The following is a 14,372-nucleotide window of genomic DNA, read 5'->3' as shown; positions in this document are numbered from 1 at the left end:
AAAAGAAAGCGAGTAGTCTTTTTGAGTACGCTTCACATACCCTTTGTTTTCCTGAGGTTTCATACACTGTGAAATTTAGTGTATCGCTATTTTAGGACGGGACATTATCAAAATAAAAAAAGCCTGTCGTATTCACTACGACAGGCTTTTTTTGTGTTTAAACGGATTAGGAGTATGGTCGTTCTTAAAATTCCTGCTGAAGTATAGAACCATTACTTTTTAAAAGAAAAAGTGCTCTCTCTTTAACATTCTGTTTGAAGGGAGTGGTAGTTGGCAATTCGGATTCTGCTAACCCAGAGCAGCAGAAGCCGCTTTTACAGGATCTTCTTTTATTTGTTAAAAAAGTAGAGAAATCTTCGTGTGGTCTTTCTCTAAATAGGGATAAAATTTACCGATTATTAAAAATGAATAGCAAGTTTAAAACCTCATTTTTTCCTGCTATATTTGCAATTAACGGAATTTTGAACGTCTACTATGCTTGCAGCAATACTTTCAGGCTTTTTGTTTTCTTTGTTTTTGGTAGTTGCCGGGAAATACTTCAGAGGTAAACTGGCCGTTCTTTCAGCAATAATTCCTTTAGGCCTTTTTATTTACTTTTTCAGTTTTATAGGAAGGGTTTCTAACGGAGAAGTGATCAGGCAATCTTATGAATGGGTGCCTTCCTTCGGACTCAATTTACACTTTACACTCGACGGGCTCTCGCTGTTATTTTCGTTGCTTATAACTGGTATAGGATTTCTGGTATTTGCCTATACCGCTTCATATCTTAAAGGACATTCCTACCTCGACCGGTTTTACGGCTACCTCGGAATATTTATGGGGGCAATGCTGGGTCTTGTACTTTCAGATAATTTGCTTTCCATGTTCCTTTTCTGGGAACTTACGAGTATAAGTTCATTCTTCCTTATTGGTTTTAATAACACCAGCGAGGCTTCCCGAAAATCGGCTGTCCTTGCGCTTGCCATTACCGGTACAGGAGGATTCCTGCTTCTTGCAGGGGCCTTGCTTCTGGGAAGTGTGGCAGGTACTTACAGTATTTCTGAAATGTTGAGCTTAAGCGGTGCAATTGCTCAAAGTGAATATTATCTCTGGATCGTTTTGTTACTTTTTGGAGCAGCCTTTACCAAATCGGCTCAGTTTCCGTTCCATTTCTGGTTGCCGGGAGCGATGAAAGCGCCAACGCCTGTTTCTACCTACCTGCATTCCGCAACTATGGTAAAAGCCGGAATTTATCTTTTGCTAAGGTTTACTCCGGTACTTGGAAATACAGAATTATGGAATACAACGCTTATAATTGTAGGGGGAATAACCATGTTCTACGCTGCCGTACACACACTCTTTAGAACCGATCTCAAAGGTGTTCTTGCTTATTCGACGATTTCGGTACTTGGTTTATTGGTCTTTTTAATAGGACTGGGAACTCAGTATGCGCTTACGGCTGCAGCAGTATATATAATTGTTCATGCCTTGTATAAAGCCACTTTGTTCCTGGTGACGGGGATTATTGATCATGAAACCGGAACCCGGGATATTACCGTCCTCTCCGGACTTAGAAAAGTGATGTGGCCTGTGGCTATAATAGGATTTCTGGCTGCCATATCAAGCGCCGGAATGCCTCCCACGGTAGGTTTTGTAGGGAAAGATCTTGTCTATGAAGCTACGCTCCAGATGGAGGAGTGGTCTGTCATCTTAACCATTATTGCCATTGCTACAAACATCCTGGTTCTTTATGCCGGATTCGTAGTCGGAATTAAACCTTTCACCGGAAAACTTCCTGAAGATTATTCAAAAGTACATATGCCCCCAATGTTGATGTGGGTACCTCCGGCAATTCTTGCCGTGCTGGGACTTATAGTTGGTGTTTTTCCCTCAATAATCGATGGGCCACTCATAAAACCTGTAGTAGATGCTGTCGGTGGAGCAGGATCCGAAGTTCATCTTAAACTATGGCATGGATTCAATCTTGTGTTGCTTCTAAGTGCCATCACTCTTGCGGTTGGAATAACGCTCTATTTTGTATTAAAGCCTTCAGCTAAAAGAGAAGAAGCTATTGCAAAATTTGAGGTGGTGTCACCAAAAAATCTGGTAACAGAATTTGGAAGGAATTTCAGAAAACTTTCCGAAGTATGGACAGGATTATTTCAGAATGGCTTTTTACGAAATTACGTTTCGACCATTATTTTATTTTTGATCCTGCTCGTGGGGTATTCTTTATTTACCACAGACAGAGGTTTTCCATTAGATCTTACTTCATTTTCCAGAGTTACTTATTACGAAATGGTGATCATGGGAGTTATGTTTCTCTCGGTCCTTTTTGTGGTGGGGGCCAAATCCCGACTTACAGCCGTGGTAGCAATGGGAATAGTTGGATATGCTATTTGTTTATTATTTGTGATCTACAGTGCACCCGATCTGGCAATGACTCAATTTTCAATCGATACCCTTACGGTGATTCTTTTTGTGCTTGTACTTTCGAGTTTGCCAAAATATCTTTCCATCACAGATTATAAAATGCGGATTAAAGATGGGATCCTTTCTTCCCTCTTCGGAATCCTCATTACCCTTATTTCCCTTGAAGTGCTTGCAGAACCGGTGAATAAGGAAATCAGTGAGTTCTATGCAGATAATGCTTATGTCCTTGCTCATGGAAAGAATGTAGTGAATGTAATCCTGGTAGATTTCAGAGGGACAGATACCCTTATAGAGATTTCTGTTTTAACGGTAGCTGCGCTGGGGGTTTTCAGCTTACTGAAGCTAAGACTGAGAAAAGATGAAAGGAATATCAATGATTGATCTTCCTGAAGTAGTAATTACAATACTAAAAACTAACAGATGAGAACCTTGATTTTAAAAACTGCATCAAATTATATGTTGCCTTTGTTGCTGGTTTTTTCTGTATTTATATTGCTGCGGGGGCATTACCTGCCCGGCGGCGGATTCGTAGGTGGTTTGATCGCTTCCATAGCTTTTGTGCTTCATGCTTTTGCCAATGGTCTCGAGACAACTAAAGAGCTTATTAGGATTCACCCGGGATTTTTGATGCCAACCGGTCTTGGTCTTGCCTTTGTGAGTGGGATTGGGCCTTTGTTTACCGATAAGCCATTTATGACGGGACTTTGGTTTCCGGAGCTTCCGCCTCCCTTGTCGGTTCTGGGGAATATAGGAACCGCTTTATTTTTTGATATTGGAGTGTACTTCGTAGTATTAGGAGTGACATTAACTATAATTTTTTCAATTTCAGAATCCACATAAATTATGGAAATATTACTGGCTATAATGGTGGGGACTCTTTATGCTGCGGGCATTTATATGATTTTGCGCCGAAGCCTCGTTAAGCTTATAATTGGAATAATTTTACTGGGAAATGGAGCTAACCTGCTTATTTTCCTGCTAGGAAGAATAGCAAAAGGCCAGCCGCCTATTATTCCTGAAGCATCAAAAACCTTTCTGGAGGCATATTCAGATCCGCTTCCGCAGGCATTAATTTTAACGGCAATTGTGATTAGTTTTGGCTTGCAATCTTTTGCTATAATCCTGGTAAAAAGGGCGCATAAAGTGGTCAAGACAGATGATCTAGATGAAATGAACGCAACAGACGAATACTCATGACAGAACAGTTACTGCTTTATCCTTTACTACTTCAAATGTTTCTTGCCATTGTGCTCATGTTCTCATGGAGCAGGATTAGCTGGCAAAAAGGAATTAGTATTATTGGAAGCTTTTTAAACCTTGGAGTGGCGGTTTGGTTGTTTTCCCATGTGTGGGAGAACGGAACCCAAACCATACAGGCAGGAAACTGGGCTCCTCCCTTCGGAATAACCTTTGTAGCCGATTCATTATCTGCTACCCTGGTTCTTTTAACTTCCATCGCCGGAGTTGCTGTTTCCAGTTTTTCCTCTGCTTCTGTGATTCCATCTCGCCTTAAATTCGGGTATTTTCCCATATTCCATTTTCTGCTTCTGGGCTTGAACGGGGCTTTTCTTACAGGGGATATTTTTAACCTCTACGTATGGTTTGAAATAATAATAATTACATCCTTTGTGCTGCTTACCATTGGTGGTGAAAAGGCACAGCTGGAAGGGGCGATGAAATATTTCACCCTTAACATTCTTGCTTCCGTGATATTCCTTACGGCTATCGCGGTGCTATATGGCCTAACCGGGAGCTTAAATATGGCCGATCTTGCAGGGAAAGTGGCTGCGGTGGAGAACAGAACGCTCATCCAGGTTAATGCTTTATTGTTCCTGATTGGCTTCGGAATTAAATCGGCCGTTTTTCCGCTTTATTTCTGGTTGCCGGCTTCTTATCATACACCTCCTTCTGCGGTATCTTCCATTTTTGGGGGGTTGCTTACAAAAGTAGGAGTCTATGCGCTTTTAAGAGTGTTTACCCTCATCTTTGAACTCGATACCTTCCTGCAGAATGTTCTGCTCACCATAGCTGTCCTAACACTCTTTAGTGGTGCAATTGGTGCGCTGGTGCAGAACAACATCAGGAAAATGTTTTCATATCTGGTAATTTGTCACATTGGATACATGATTGCAGGTTTGGGAATGATGACAGAAGTGGCTATTGCAGGTGCAATTTTTTACCTTATCCATGATATTCTTGTAAAGACAAACCTCTTTATGGTGACGGGGGTAATTTACAAGCTCAAGGCGACCAACAGCATGAAGAAACTGGGAGGTTTATATGCAGACCAGCCGTTATTGAGTCTGCTCTTTGCTATTCCGCTTTTCTCGCTGGTAGGGATTCCGCCTCTTTCAGGTTTCTGGCCTAAACTTTCACTTATAGGAGCGGGATTTGAAACCGGAAATTATGTTTTAATAGGGGCTATACTTTTCGCCAGCTTTTTGACGCTCTTTGTAGTAGTGCGATTCTGGGCAGAAGTTTTCTGGAAGAATGGCGAAAAGGTGGAAAAAATCAGAAATTTTCCTTATTTTAATAAGCTAAGGAATTACAAGAAGTTCCAGATCATAGGACCCATTGTATTTCTGTCAATTATCACTTTATATGTAGGTTTTGGAGCAGAAAATATCCAGGCACTGGCCACCAGGATCTCGTATGAACTTATGAATAGCGAAGGATATATTGATGCCGTTTTTAGTAACGCCAGAATAATGGAGAAATGAAAAACAGATTTTTAGCAAACTTACTCCTTACCTTCATTTGGGTCGCCCTTACCGGTAACTTCGAATTTGCCAATGTACTGTTTGGTTTCCTGCTGAGTTATTTCCTACTTTGGGTAATTACCAGGGGAAGCGGCAATGTGCATTATTTTAAATTAGTTCCAAGGGTTGTTTCTTTCTTCTTTTTCTTTTTATATGAATTGGTCAAAGCAAACCTGCAGGTAGCTTATGAGGTGATCACACCAAACTTAAACATGACTCCGGGAATTGTTGCTGTGCCCCTGGATATATCTTCAGATTTCCAGATCACAATGCTTGCGAATTTAATAACCCTTACCCCGGGAACCTTGAGTATGGATGTTTCTGAAGATAAAAAGGTGTTGTATGTGCATTCCATGTACATCAAGGATAGAGAAGAATTCATAAAAGGTATAAAAAACGGATTTGAGAAACGGATAATTGAAATTTCAGGATGACATTAGAAGAATACCTATATTATATCATACTGCCAATAGTTTCCTTTTCGATACTGCTGGTATTTATCCGTTTTATCAAGGGTCCCACAATTTCCGACCGGATTATTGCGGTAGATCTGCTGGTTACCATCGGGATAGGTATTATTGCGGTGTACAGTGTGCAAACAAATCAATCTACCTTTCTTGATATAGCGCTTATTCTGGCATTGATCGCTTTTCTGGGAACTGTGGCCTATTCGTCTTACATTCAAAAAAGGAAAAAGAAATGATATCAATAATTATTGTTGTACTGGCTACATTAGGAGCTTTATTTGTGCTTTTAGCAGGAATAGGCATACTGCGTATGCCCGATACGTATCTGCGCATGGCCGTAACCACCAAAGCGGCAACTTTAGGGGTAGGATTGCTTCTAGGGGCCGCAGCAGTATATTTTAATGATCTTTCCACTACCACACGGGTACTGGCAATCATTGTTTTTATTCTTTTAACCGCTCCGGTAGGGGCCCACCTCATGGGAAGGGCTTCCTATATTGTAGGAAATAAGCTTTGGGAAAAATCGGTGATGGATGATTTAGAGGGTAAATACAGCAAATCTTCCGTTAAGGACAAAAAGCCTGCTGAACCAGATTCTGAGGAAGGTTCTACCATTCCTGAAGATTAATCTTCGTTCTTCTTTTCTTCGGAAGATTTAAAAACTTTCCTGATTAATTTATCAATAGGGTCGAAAAACACATTTATAAAAACAATTACTCCCACCAGGACAAATAATTCCCTGAATTGACCAATTGCGGCAAGGCAACCTGCACCTGCACTACACCATACGGTAGCGGCAGTTGTTAAACCGCGTACAAAAGTCCCTTTGTGCAGGATCACTCCCGCACCAATAAAGCCGATACCTGTAACTACCTGCCCAATCACACGGGTAATATCGACGAATTCATCTTCCCTGAAATTTAAAGATACCAGCACAAATACAGAGGCTCCTAAAGCTACCAGTGCATTGGTTTTAAGACCTGCATTTTTATTCCGAATTTCCCGTTCTATGCCAATTAATAGGCCGGCGAGTAATGCTGCGCCTATTCGTAATAAAAATTCCTGAAGTGCCATATAAGATTATAGAGTGTAATTTTTTATTGTAATGCGAAATTTCCCCTTAAAAATAGCGAAAAGCCACGAGAAGAGAAAGCGAGATCATGCTTTTCAAAGCTTGAACAGCGCCGGAAATCCTATTGATTTTTCTTCCAGTATTACCTCCGATCTTCTTCTTCTTCTTCTGAAGAATTTGAGTTTTCTTACTACAGCATGCACAGATCCTGGTGTGTCGACAGCAATTCTGTTCCTTAATGCTGTGTAATTTCGGAAATGAGAAGGTGAAATTGAACAGTAAAATCTGAAAATAAGATTTTGATAAATGCGCGATTTTGTCTCTAACAGTTTCTTTCGGAAAAGAAAAAATGCGGTTCCGTATTTTCTGGTTTTAATCCCGAAGAAGAAATTCCGCAGCTCATCAGGCTATTAAGTATCTTTATAAAATGAACGAAGCCTTTACTACCATAGCTATTTTTCAATATTCATCGGAAGCCCTTATTGTAAAAGGAAGGTTTGAAGCCGAAGGCATTGAAACATTTTTACGGGATCAACATACTATAGATACAGATCCTTTAGTGAGCAATGCTATTGGAGGTGTAAAATTAAATATTCGCAGGGAAGATGAAGCGAAAGCCTTGGAAGTACTGGAATCAATCAACAGATATTCGCTTGATGATACGGGTGTGGCGATCACCTGTCCAAAATGCGGTAGCAAGAAAGTGGATTTACAATCGAATGTCAAAGATGTCAAATCCCTTATGTTTTTCATGTTTTCTTTTTTGCTGTATGTGCTGCCTATCTATATTAAATACGAATATCGCTGTGAAAATTGTAAAAATAAATTTAACCTGAAATAAAACAGACTAATTCATCACCGGGATAGGAACTGCAGCTGGCAAAGGCATTGCTCCCGCTGGGACAATTTATTCTTTCTTTCTAAATGTGAGATGGAGCGTTTAAAACCTGAAAAATCAGCTTTTTCAAGCATTTTATGCACAAGGAATATTCTTTCTTCCCCTGAGAAATACAATTTATATTTCTACTCCTTATAATATTTCTGATGAAGAATTTAATAAAGTGTATAAAAGAATTGAATTGGCACTCGAAAAATTCTGATTTTTCAAAGTTTTGTTGCTCGTTAAAATTCTGGTTTTCAGTAAAAAAGATTGAATAGTGGATGTTTTCATTTTGTATATTAGTCAATAAAAACACTGAAAAAAATGATGCATCCCGATACAAAAATTGAATTTATTAGTGACGAAATTGGTTATGGCGTAGTGGCAGAAAAATTTATTCCCAAAGGCACCATTACCTGGGTGCAGGATGAACTTGACCAGATATTTTCTCCTCAGCAATACGAGAATCTTAATACCGTCTCAAAGCAGATGATGGATAAATATTCTTTTAGAAATAGCAAAGGAAACTTCATCCTGTGTTGGGATCTTTCTAAATATGTAAACCATAGTTTTAATGCAAACTGCTTATCCACAGCTTATGATTTTGAGATTGCGGTTAGGGATATTTTTCCAGGGGAACAATTGACCGATGATTATGGTTATTTGAATGTAACCGAACCTTTTGAAGCGAAAGATGAAGGAACCGACAGAAAGATTGTTTACCCCGATGACCTTCTGAAATATCATCCCGAATGGGATGAAAAGATCGAAATGGCTTTTGCTAGTCTGAAATCTGTTCAACAGCCTTTGTTGCCCCTGGTCTCTATGGCAGTTCAGGAAAAAATAGAGCACATACAAAAAGGGAAGCAAAAGATAGATTCCATCCTTACTCTCTTTTACAGCGGCGACTCATAAGATGGTATACATATAGCAAAGGCAGAGTGGCTCTTTATTTTTGCTGAATATTTTATGAAATCCCTGTATCCAGGCTTCGGTTTCTCATTTTGGAATGAACCCTTAGGAGATGTGGTAAATATATCTGCTATGCGTTAATTTGAAACCTTTTCTAAAAACCTCCTGAAACGCTTACATTTAAATACACTTTTCATTATTTTTGAATCAAAATTCAGGCATACTTGTGAGTCAGGTAACAGGTCACAGTCCTTTAGGAAGTTCAGGACTGCACAGGAATTTGAAATTGGGAAGGAATTTGATAATGTACAGGAATCAGGAAGATCCATCGATAAATGGAATAGATAGGTTTGCTGTACCCCCAGGATTATTGACTAAAATTCTGTTCTGGTCATTTTCCTTGGAGAAATCTCGAAGATCAGTAAAGCTCGAAAGCGAGAATATAAAGAAGTGCAGTAGATAAAGATCTACAGAAAGATTAAAAGAATATCTGGTAGAAGGACGAATGATGAAGGAACAAATGAAATTAACCGAAATCCCCCGGGAGAGGAGGATATCCCGTGAAGATTTTCTTCAGAAATATGTAAAACCACAAAAGCCGGTAGTCATAGAGCATTTAATCGAAGACTGGCCGGCATATGATAAATGGTCTCTGGATTACATTCAGGAAGTGGCCGGAGACAAAACTGTGCCGCTTTTTGATAACAGGCCCATCTCTTCAAAATATAAGTTCAATGAACCTCATACAGAAATGAAAATGGGGGATTATATTGAACTTATGAAGGCCGGCCCTACAAATTACCGGATCTTTTTATACCATTTACTTAAGGAAGTTCCCTCACTTCAGGCAGATTTCAAGTTTCCGAAGGTAGGATTACGGCTTATTAAACAAATCCCCATGTTGTTTTTTGGAGGTGAAAACTCTAAAGTTTTCATGCATTATGACATTGATTTTGCCAACATTCTTCATTTTCATTTCCACGGAAAAAAGAAATGTATTCTCTTTCCTCCTTCAGAAACAAAATACCTTTACAAAGTACCTCATGCTTTGATCTCCAGGGAAGATATTGATTTTCATAATCCCGATTTTGAACGATTTCCTGCTTTAAAAAATGCTAAAGGAATGGTTACCGAGCTGAATCATGGGGAAGCCCTATATATGCCTGAAGGTTACTGGCACCAAATGACCTACGTTACCCCAGGGTTTTCCATGAGTTTACGCGCTGCCCCGCGAAAAATGGTTAATCTCTCCAGGGCTTTTTATAACCTGTTTTTTATGAGATACTTTGACAATTATATGCGCAAATGGAAAGGCCAGAAGTGGATTGATTACAAGAACGAACAGGCAATAAAGCGTACTCATCGAAAAAATAAGATTGCCCAATAGGTACTCTTTCTAATCTTTTATTATTTACTGTAGCACTCATTAAAGCGTCTGGATTTAAGATGCTGTTAATGCCTGTTAATCTCTGCCAATTATGATTTCCTAAGTTTTTTTACTGCTTTAAAATGCAGATATTTAGATAAATAAAAAACAAGAAAATGGGAAAAGAAAGAAATATTGAGGCACAGAAAAAATTTGGAGAGGCAATAAATTCAGGAAATCTGGAACAATTAAGGGACCTGGTTTCCCATGAGGTCACGGAGCACGATCCTGCACCAAATCAAGGTCCCGGGGCACAAGGATATATAGATTTCTTTACAATGATGAGAAATGCTTTTCCGGATATGAAAACCGAAGTGGAACATATGGTTGCAAATGATGATAGTGTTTCCTTTGCCTATACTTTGAGAGGTACACATAAGGGTGATTTTATGGGTATTTCAGGAACCGGAAAATCGGTCGAAGTCCGCGGAATGCAGATAAGTCGGTTTAAAGATGGTAAAATGGTAGAGAGATGGGGAAGTAGTGACGAGCTGGGAATCCTTAAGCAAATAGGTGCAAATCCGGTTTAAAAAAAAATTCAATCGGTAACTTCTTCTGAAATCGGGAATACAAGATGGGATTCAAAACCTTTCTGAAGGAGGTAAGAACTTAACTTTTTTCGCTTTTTGAATTGATCTGATTCCTTTAAAAGTTTGACCTTTTTTTCGGCAAGTTCGTAAAGGGTTTTGCTGTATTCCAGTTCATCAATTTCCGTGAGGGCTAATTTGATAATGGGAGCGGAAATTTCTTTGAGTTTTAACTCCTGCTTTATTTTTATTCGACCCCATTTTTTAATCCTGAATTTTCCGCGCACAAAACTTCGAGCGAAACGTTCTTCATTCAGGAAATTCTCCTGCATCAGCTTAATGATGATCTGTTCACAAGCGGCAGGGATCATCCGCATTTCCTTTAATTTTTCTTCCACCTCTTTTTGGGACCGGTCACGATAAGCACAATACTGCATCAGCTTTAGAGTTGCTTCATGTACGGTGTATGACTTTTGAGATGCATCCTGTTTCATAGCGGCAAAGATATTGAAATTCCTTATTTTCTTCTGAAGAGGCCCGGTCTATAATTACTTCATGAAGGCTCTCTTGTAATGTATATCAAAAGATGCCTAAGAATCAAAGAAATAAGCGGAAGCAGGAGGACGTATTGTCTTTTATATGAATTTGATTTACATTAGAGGGTTTTAAAATGAGATACATGAAAAAAATTTTATTTTTCTTGCTGGTTTTCTGTTGCTTTTCAGGAGTGAATGCTCAGAAATCTGATAGTAAAGATTATTCCGAAGCTATCAAACTTATTGAAGTCTGGCTGGAAGCACAGAAGGATTATGAAAGGATTCCGGCAATAATGGCTATTGCAGTTGAAGATCAGGAGGTGATCTGGGAAGGAGCATTTGGAATGGCAAATTTGGAAAAAGAGGTAAACGCCGAACCGACTACCCTGTGTAGCATTTGTTCTATTTCAAAGCTGTTTACATCGGTTGCTATTATGAAGCTTTATGATGAAGGAAAACTTCGGCTGGATGATGAAATAAGTGATTTGCTTCCCTGGTTCGATCTAAAACAGCAATTTCCCGATAGTGGCCCAATTACCATAAGAAGTCTTCTTACACATTCTTCAGGATTGCCCAGAGAGGCTAACTTTCCATACTGGACCGGTCCTGATTTTCCTTTTCCCGAAAGTGAGGCTATTAAAGAGGAATTAAAAAAACAGGAGACTCTATACCAGTCTTCTACTTATTTCCAGTATAGTAATCTCGGACTCACTTTGCTTGGTGACGTGGTCGAGGAAGTTAGTGGTATGCCTTATGATGATTATGTGGAGCAGAATATATTGAAGCCACTGGGGCTCAGTAATACTTTCACTGAGTTAACTGAGGATTTATACGGGGGCAAACTTGCTGTTGGATATAGTCCCCTTTCCAGAGATTTACAGCGGGAAAAAATCAATTTCTTTCAGGCAAAAGGAGTGAAAGCAGCAGCAGGTTTTTCATCCAATGTTCAGGATCTGGGAAAATTTGCCTCCTGGCAATTACGTTTGCGCGACACTACGACAACAGAGATTCTAAAGCCCTCTACTTTAAGAAATATGCATAATGTACACTGGATAGATCCAGATTGGGAAACGAGCTGGGGACTCGGATTTTCGGTTTATAAAGGATCTGATGGTACAAAATGGATTAGCCATGGAGGAAGTTGTCCTGGTTACAGAACAACTCTTCAAATCAATCCAGAAAGTAAAAGAGCATATTCGGTAATGATCAATGCCAATGGTACAAATCCCGGAAAATATGCGCAGGGCATTCATGCTATTCTGGAGAAATTAGGTATGGCTAAAGATACTTCGGTGACTTCAAACCGGCAGAAAATCAATTTGCAGCAGTATGTAGGTTATTACGACACCACACCATGGTCAAGTGAAGTCTATATTTCTGCATGGAAAGATCAATTGGTGATGATGAGCCTGCCCACTTCTTCTCCTGTAGATGCAATGACTTTTTATAAGCATATAGAAGGAAATACATTTAGAAGAATTAGGGATAATGAGGAGCTGGGAGAGACTTTAGAGTTCGAAACAGGGGAAGATGGGAATGTGGTAAGATTTAAAAGCCATGGTAACTATTCACGAAAAATAACCAGATAAGGTTTAGGACATAACCTAATAATGCAGGCTCTGAAACGAGATAAATCAAAAAAACGCCTTTCATAGAAATGAAAGGCGTTTTTGAGATTATAAGTTTATCAATTCCCCGTCTTTGTCGTGAAAATGATATTCCATGTACGTGTAAGCATCTCTAGGTATAATTTTTACCCAGCGTTTATGGTCCATGAACCACTTTGCTCTGGGCGATGGAAAACCTCTTGTTAAAAAGGCTGCTATAAAAGGATGCGTGCTTAAGGTAACCTTTTTATAGTCTTTTTTAATTAGTCTTTCAAGGTCGGTGTTGATTTTATCTATTAAGACAATAGGAGCTTCAATTTCTTCTCCTTCTTTATTGGGATTTTCTTCCCTGGTCTTAATATTCATCTCTGGCCGTACCCTTTGTCTTGTAATTTGTATCAATCCAAACTTACTGGGAGGCAAAATTTTGTGTTTTGCCCGGTCATCACTCATTTCATCTCTAAGATGATCGTATAATGCCTTTCGGTTCTCGGCTTTGTTCATATCTATAAAATCAACTACTATAATTCCTCCCATATCACGGAGTCGTAGTTGACGTGCAATTTCGGTTGCACTAATAAGGTTCACCTCGAGAGCGGTGTCTTCCTGGTTTTTAGATTTATTGGAGCGGTTTCCGCTGTTCACGTCTATAACGTGCATTGCTTCAGTATGCTCAATAACCAGGTAAGCCCCTTTGTTCATTGATACTGTTCTGCCGAATGTTGTTTTGATTTGTCTTTCTATTCCGTATTTCTCAAATATCGGAACATTGGAGTCATACAATTTTACAATGGATTCTTTCTTAGGGGCGATTTCGCCCACATAATCTTTAATTTGTGTGTATAAGGCTTCGTCATCAACCACAATTGATGTGAAGGAGTCATTGAAAACATCTCTTAATAAAGAGGATGCTCTGTTTAGCTCTCCCAAAACTTTTGATGGATGAGGTGCTTTATACAGCTTTTTGCACATGCCTGTCCAACGATTCATTAAATTTTGAAGGTCGTTATCCAGTTCTGCTACTTTTTTGCCTTCTGCTACGGTACGTACAATGATACCAAAACCTTTCGGTCTTATACTTTTGACCAATCGTTTTAACCGTTCCTTCTCTTCTTTGCTTTCTATTTTTTGAGAAACAGAAACCCTATTGGAGAATGGGACTAAAACAATATAACGACCCGGAAGAGAAAGTTCTGAACTTATCCTGGGGCCTTTGGTCGAAATTGGCTCTTTGACAACTTGTACCAGTAGCGACTGATTTGATTTTAAGACTTCAGCAATGCTTCCGTCTTTATCAATATCTTTTTCAACAGGAAAATCCTTAAGCGAATAATCCTTTAATTTACCTGTGCTTACACGTTTTATGAACTTCAATAAAGAAAGTACTTGCGGGCCAAGGTCATGATAATGCAAAAAAGCATCTTTCGTGTAGCCTACATTAACAAATCCGGCATTTAATCCGGGAACAGATTTTCTGATCTTGGCGAGAAAAATGTCGCCAACAGCAAAATTACTATCATCTTCTTCTTTATTGAGTTCAATTAGTTTTCCATCTTTTAATAAGGCAAAATCTACAGCAGAGGAACCGGTTCTAATAATTAACTCTTTGTTCACTCTAATCGATTTTTATCCCGTTTTATCGGGATGGATTAACAATAATTGATCACAGGGTTTTTAATCCTGAAGAAATTTGTGACACCTGAAGTAGTCCAGGCAGCCAAAATTTCAATTTCAAAGAACGATTTTAAATAAAAAAAGTAGTTGAAAACTACTT

Annotated in this window: 15 protein-coding genes; 12 read left to right on the top strand and 3 right to left on the bottom strand. The window is 39.1% G+C overall.

Going from position 1 to position 14,372, the window contains the following annotated elements; translation table 11 throughout:
- Window positions 1–474 precede the first annotated feature (474 nt).
- From IE056_RS14295 to mnhG, 7 genes are read left to right on the top strand one after another with little or no spacing between them, the layout of a single operon-like run.
- Window positions 475–2,793, top strand: coding sequence for a putative monovalent cation/H+ antiporter subunit A (locus IE056_RS14295; protein WP_189605404.1), 2,319 nt, complete (start codon window positions 475–477; stop codon window positions 2,791–2,793).
- A gap of 39 nt (window positions 2,794–2,832) precedes the next feature.
- Complete coding sequence (locus IE056_RS14290; RefSeq protein WP_189605403.1) at window positions 2,833–3,252, top strand: Na+/H+ antiporter subunit B; 420 nt, start codon at window positions 2,833–2,835, stop codon at window positions 3,250–3,252.
- Between the two features lie 3 nt (window positions 3,253–3,255).
- The gene (locus tag IE056_RS14285) at window positions 3,256–3,609 is read left to right on the top strand and encodes a Na+/H+ antiporter subunit C (protein WP_189605402.1); all 354 of its coding nucleotides are present in this window, start codon (window positions 3,256–3,258) and stop codon (window positions 3,607–3,609) included.
- Window positions 3,606–5,132, top strand: coding sequence for a proton-conducting transporter transmembrane domain-containing protein (locus IE056_RS14280; RefSeq protein WP_189605401.1), 1,527 nt, complete (start codon window positions 3,606–3,608; stop codon window positions 5,130–5,132). Before IE056_RS14285 ends, IE056_RS14280 begins: the two co-directional genes overlap by 4 nt.
- Complete coding sequence (locus IE056_RS14275) at window positions 5,129–5,605, top strand: Na+/H+ antiporter subunit E (protein ID WP_189605400.1); 477 nt, start codon at window positions 5,129–5,131, stop codon at window positions 5,603–5,605. The genes IE056_RS14280 and IE056_RS14275 overlap by 4 nt, the downstream gene beginning before the upstream one ends.
- Window positions 5,602–5,874: a cation:proton antiporter gene (locus IE056_RS14270; RefSeq protein WP_189605399.1), complete on the top strand. Its 273-nt coding sequence runs from the start codon at window positions 5,602–5,604 to the stop codon at window positions 5,872–5,874. Before IE056_RS14275 ends, IE056_RS14270 begins: the two co-directional genes overlap by 4 nt.
- Window positions 5,871–6,266 (top strand): monovalent cation/H(+) antiporter subunit G, encoded by a 396-nt coding sequence (gene mnhG / locus IE056_RS14265; protein WP_189605398.1) that lies wholly within the window; start codon window positions 5,871–5,873, stop codon window positions 6,264–6,266. Before IE056_RS14270 ends, mnhG begins: the two co-directional genes overlap by 4 nt.
- Here the strand turns inward: mnhG and IE056_RS14260 are convergent.
- Window positions 6,263–6,712 (bottom strand): MgtC/SapB family protein, encoded by a 450-nt coding sequence (locus IE056_RS14260; protein ID WP_189605397.1) that lies wholly within the window; start codon window positions 6,710–6,712, stop codon window positions 6,263–6,265. The two genes, mnhG and IE056_RS14260, sit on opposite strands and share 4 nt — an antisense overlap.
- Before the next feature lie 425 nt (window positions 6,713–7,137).
- Here IE056_RS14260 and IE056_RS14255 point away from each other — a divergent pair, with 425 nt between their 5' ends.
- From IE056_RS14255 to IE056_RS14240, 4 genes are all read left to right on the top strand, one after another.
- Window positions 7,138–7,551, top strand: a complete 414-nt coding sequence (locus IE056_RS14255; RefSeq protein ID WP_189605396.1) for a putative signal transducing protein — start codon at window positions 7,138–7,140, stop codon at window positions 7,549–7,551.
- Window positions 7,552–7,914: 363 nt separating this feature from the next.
- Window positions 7,915–8,505, top strand: coding sequence for an SET domain-containing protein (locus tag IE056_RS14250; protein WP_189605395.1), 591 nt, complete (start codon window positions 7,915–7,917; stop codon window positions 8,503–8,505).
- Window positions 8,506–9,022: 517 nt separating this feature from the next.
- Window positions 9,023–9,889, top strand: a complete 867-nt coding sequence (locus IE056_RS14245; RefSeq protein WP_229793773.1) for a cupin-like domain-containing protein — start codon at window positions 9,023–9,025, stop codon at window positions 9,887–9,889.
- A 155-nt stretch (window positions 9,890–10,044) separates the two neighbouring features.
- The gene (locus IE056_RS14240; protein ID WP_189605393.1) at window positions 10,045–10,458 is read left to right on the top strand and encodes an ester cyclase; all 414 of its coding nucleotides are present in this window, start codon (window positions 10,045–10,047) and stop codon (window positions 10,456–10,458) included.
- 8 nt (window positions 10,459–10,466) lie between these two features.
- On the opposite strand, the gene IE056_RS14235 is transcribed toward IE056_RS14240, so the two are convergent.
- On the bottom strand, window positions 10,467–10,949 hold the full coding sequence (locus IE056_RS14235; protein ID WP_189605392.1) for a regulatory protein RecX: 483 nt from the start codon (window positions 10,947–10,949) through the stop codon (window positions 10,467–10,469).
- A 185-nt stretch (window positions 10,950–11,134) separates the two neighbouring features.
- On the opposite strand from IE056_RS14235, the gene IE056_RS14230 reads away from it, so the two are divergent.
- On the top strand, window positions 11,135–12,580 hold the full coding sequence (locus tag IE056_RS14230) for a serine hydrolase (RefSeq protein ID WP_189605391.1): 1,446 nt from the start codon (window positions 11,135–11,137) through the stop codon (window positions 12,578–12,580).
- Between the two features lie 87 nt (window positions 12,581–12,667).
- Here IE056_RS14230 and IE056_RS14225 read toward each other — a convergent pair whose 3' ends face one another.
- On the bottom strand, window positions 12,668–14,212 hold the full coding sequence (locus IE056_RS14225) for an Rne/Rng family ribonuclease (protein WP_189605390.1): 1,545 nt from the start codon (window positions 14,210–14,212) through the stop codon (window positions 12,668–12,670).
- Window positions 14,213–14,372 lie beyond the last annotated feature (160 nt).

The sequence above is a fragment of the Salinimicrobium marinum genome, assembly GCF_014651535.1.
Classification (GTDB): domain Bacteria; phylum Bacteroidota; class Bacteroidia; order Flavobacteriales; family Flavobacteriaceae; genus Salinimicrobium; species Salinimicrobium marinum.
Note: the sequence above shows the minus strand (reverse complement) of the source record. Positions and strands in the feature narration are given on the sequence as shown.

Bases quoted from the DNA above. Each gene is read 5' to 3' on its own strand.
- IE056_RS14295 (WP_189605404.1), top strand. From the start codon at position 475: ATGCTTGCAGCAATACTTTCAGGCTTTTTGTTTTCTTTGTTTTTGGTA.
- IE056_RS14290 (WP_189605403.1), top strand. From the start codon at position 2,833: ATGAGAACCTTGATTTTAAAAACTGCATCAAATTATATGTTGCCTTTG.
- IE056_RS14285 (WP_189605402.1), top strand. From the start codon at position 3,256: ATGGAAATATTACTGGCTATAATGGTGGGGACTCTTTATGCTGCGGGC.
- IE056_RS14280 (WP_189605401.1), top strand. From the start codon at position 3,606: ATGACAGAACAGTTACTGCTTTATCCTTTACTACTTCAAATGTTTCTT.
- IE056_RS14275 (WP_189605400.1), top strand. From the start codon at position 5,129: ATGAAAAACAGATTTTTAGCAAACTTACTCCTTACCTTCATTTGGGTC.
- IE056_RS14270 (WP_189605399.1), top strand. From the start codon at position 5,602: ATGACATTAGAAGAATACCTATATTATATCATACTGCCAATAGTTTCC.
- mnhG (WP_189605398.1), top strand. From the start codon at position 5,871: ATGATATCAATAATTATTGTTGTACTGGCTACATTAGGAGCTTTATTT.
- IE056_RS14260 (WP_189605397.1), bottom strand. From the start codon at position 6,712: ATGGCACTTCAGGAATTTTTATTACGAATAGGCGCAGCATTACTCGCC.
- IE056_RS14255 (WP_189605396.1), top strand. From the start codon at position 7,138: ATGAACGAAGCCTTTACTACCATAGCTATTTTTCAATATTCATCGGAA.
- IE056_RS14250 (WP_189605395.1), top strand. From the start codon at position 7,915: ATGATGCATCCCGATACAAAAATTGAATTTATTAGTGACGAAATTGGT.
- IE056_RS14245 (WP_229793773.1), top strand. From the start codon at position 9,023: ATGAAATTAACCGAAATCCCCCGGGAGAGGAGGATATCCCGTGAAGAT.
- IE056_RS14240 (WP_189605393.1), top strand. From the start codon at position 10,045: ATGGGAAAAGAAAGAAATATTGAGGCACAGAAAAAATTTGGAGAGGCA.
- IE056_RS14235 (WP_189605392.1), bottom strand. From the start codon at position 10,949: ATGAAACAGGATGCATCTCAAAAGTCATACACCGTACATGAAGCAACT.
- IE056_RS14230 (WP_189605391.1), top strand. From the start codon at position 11,135: ATGAAAAAAATTTTATTTTTCTTGCTGGTTTTCTGTTGCTTTTCAGGA.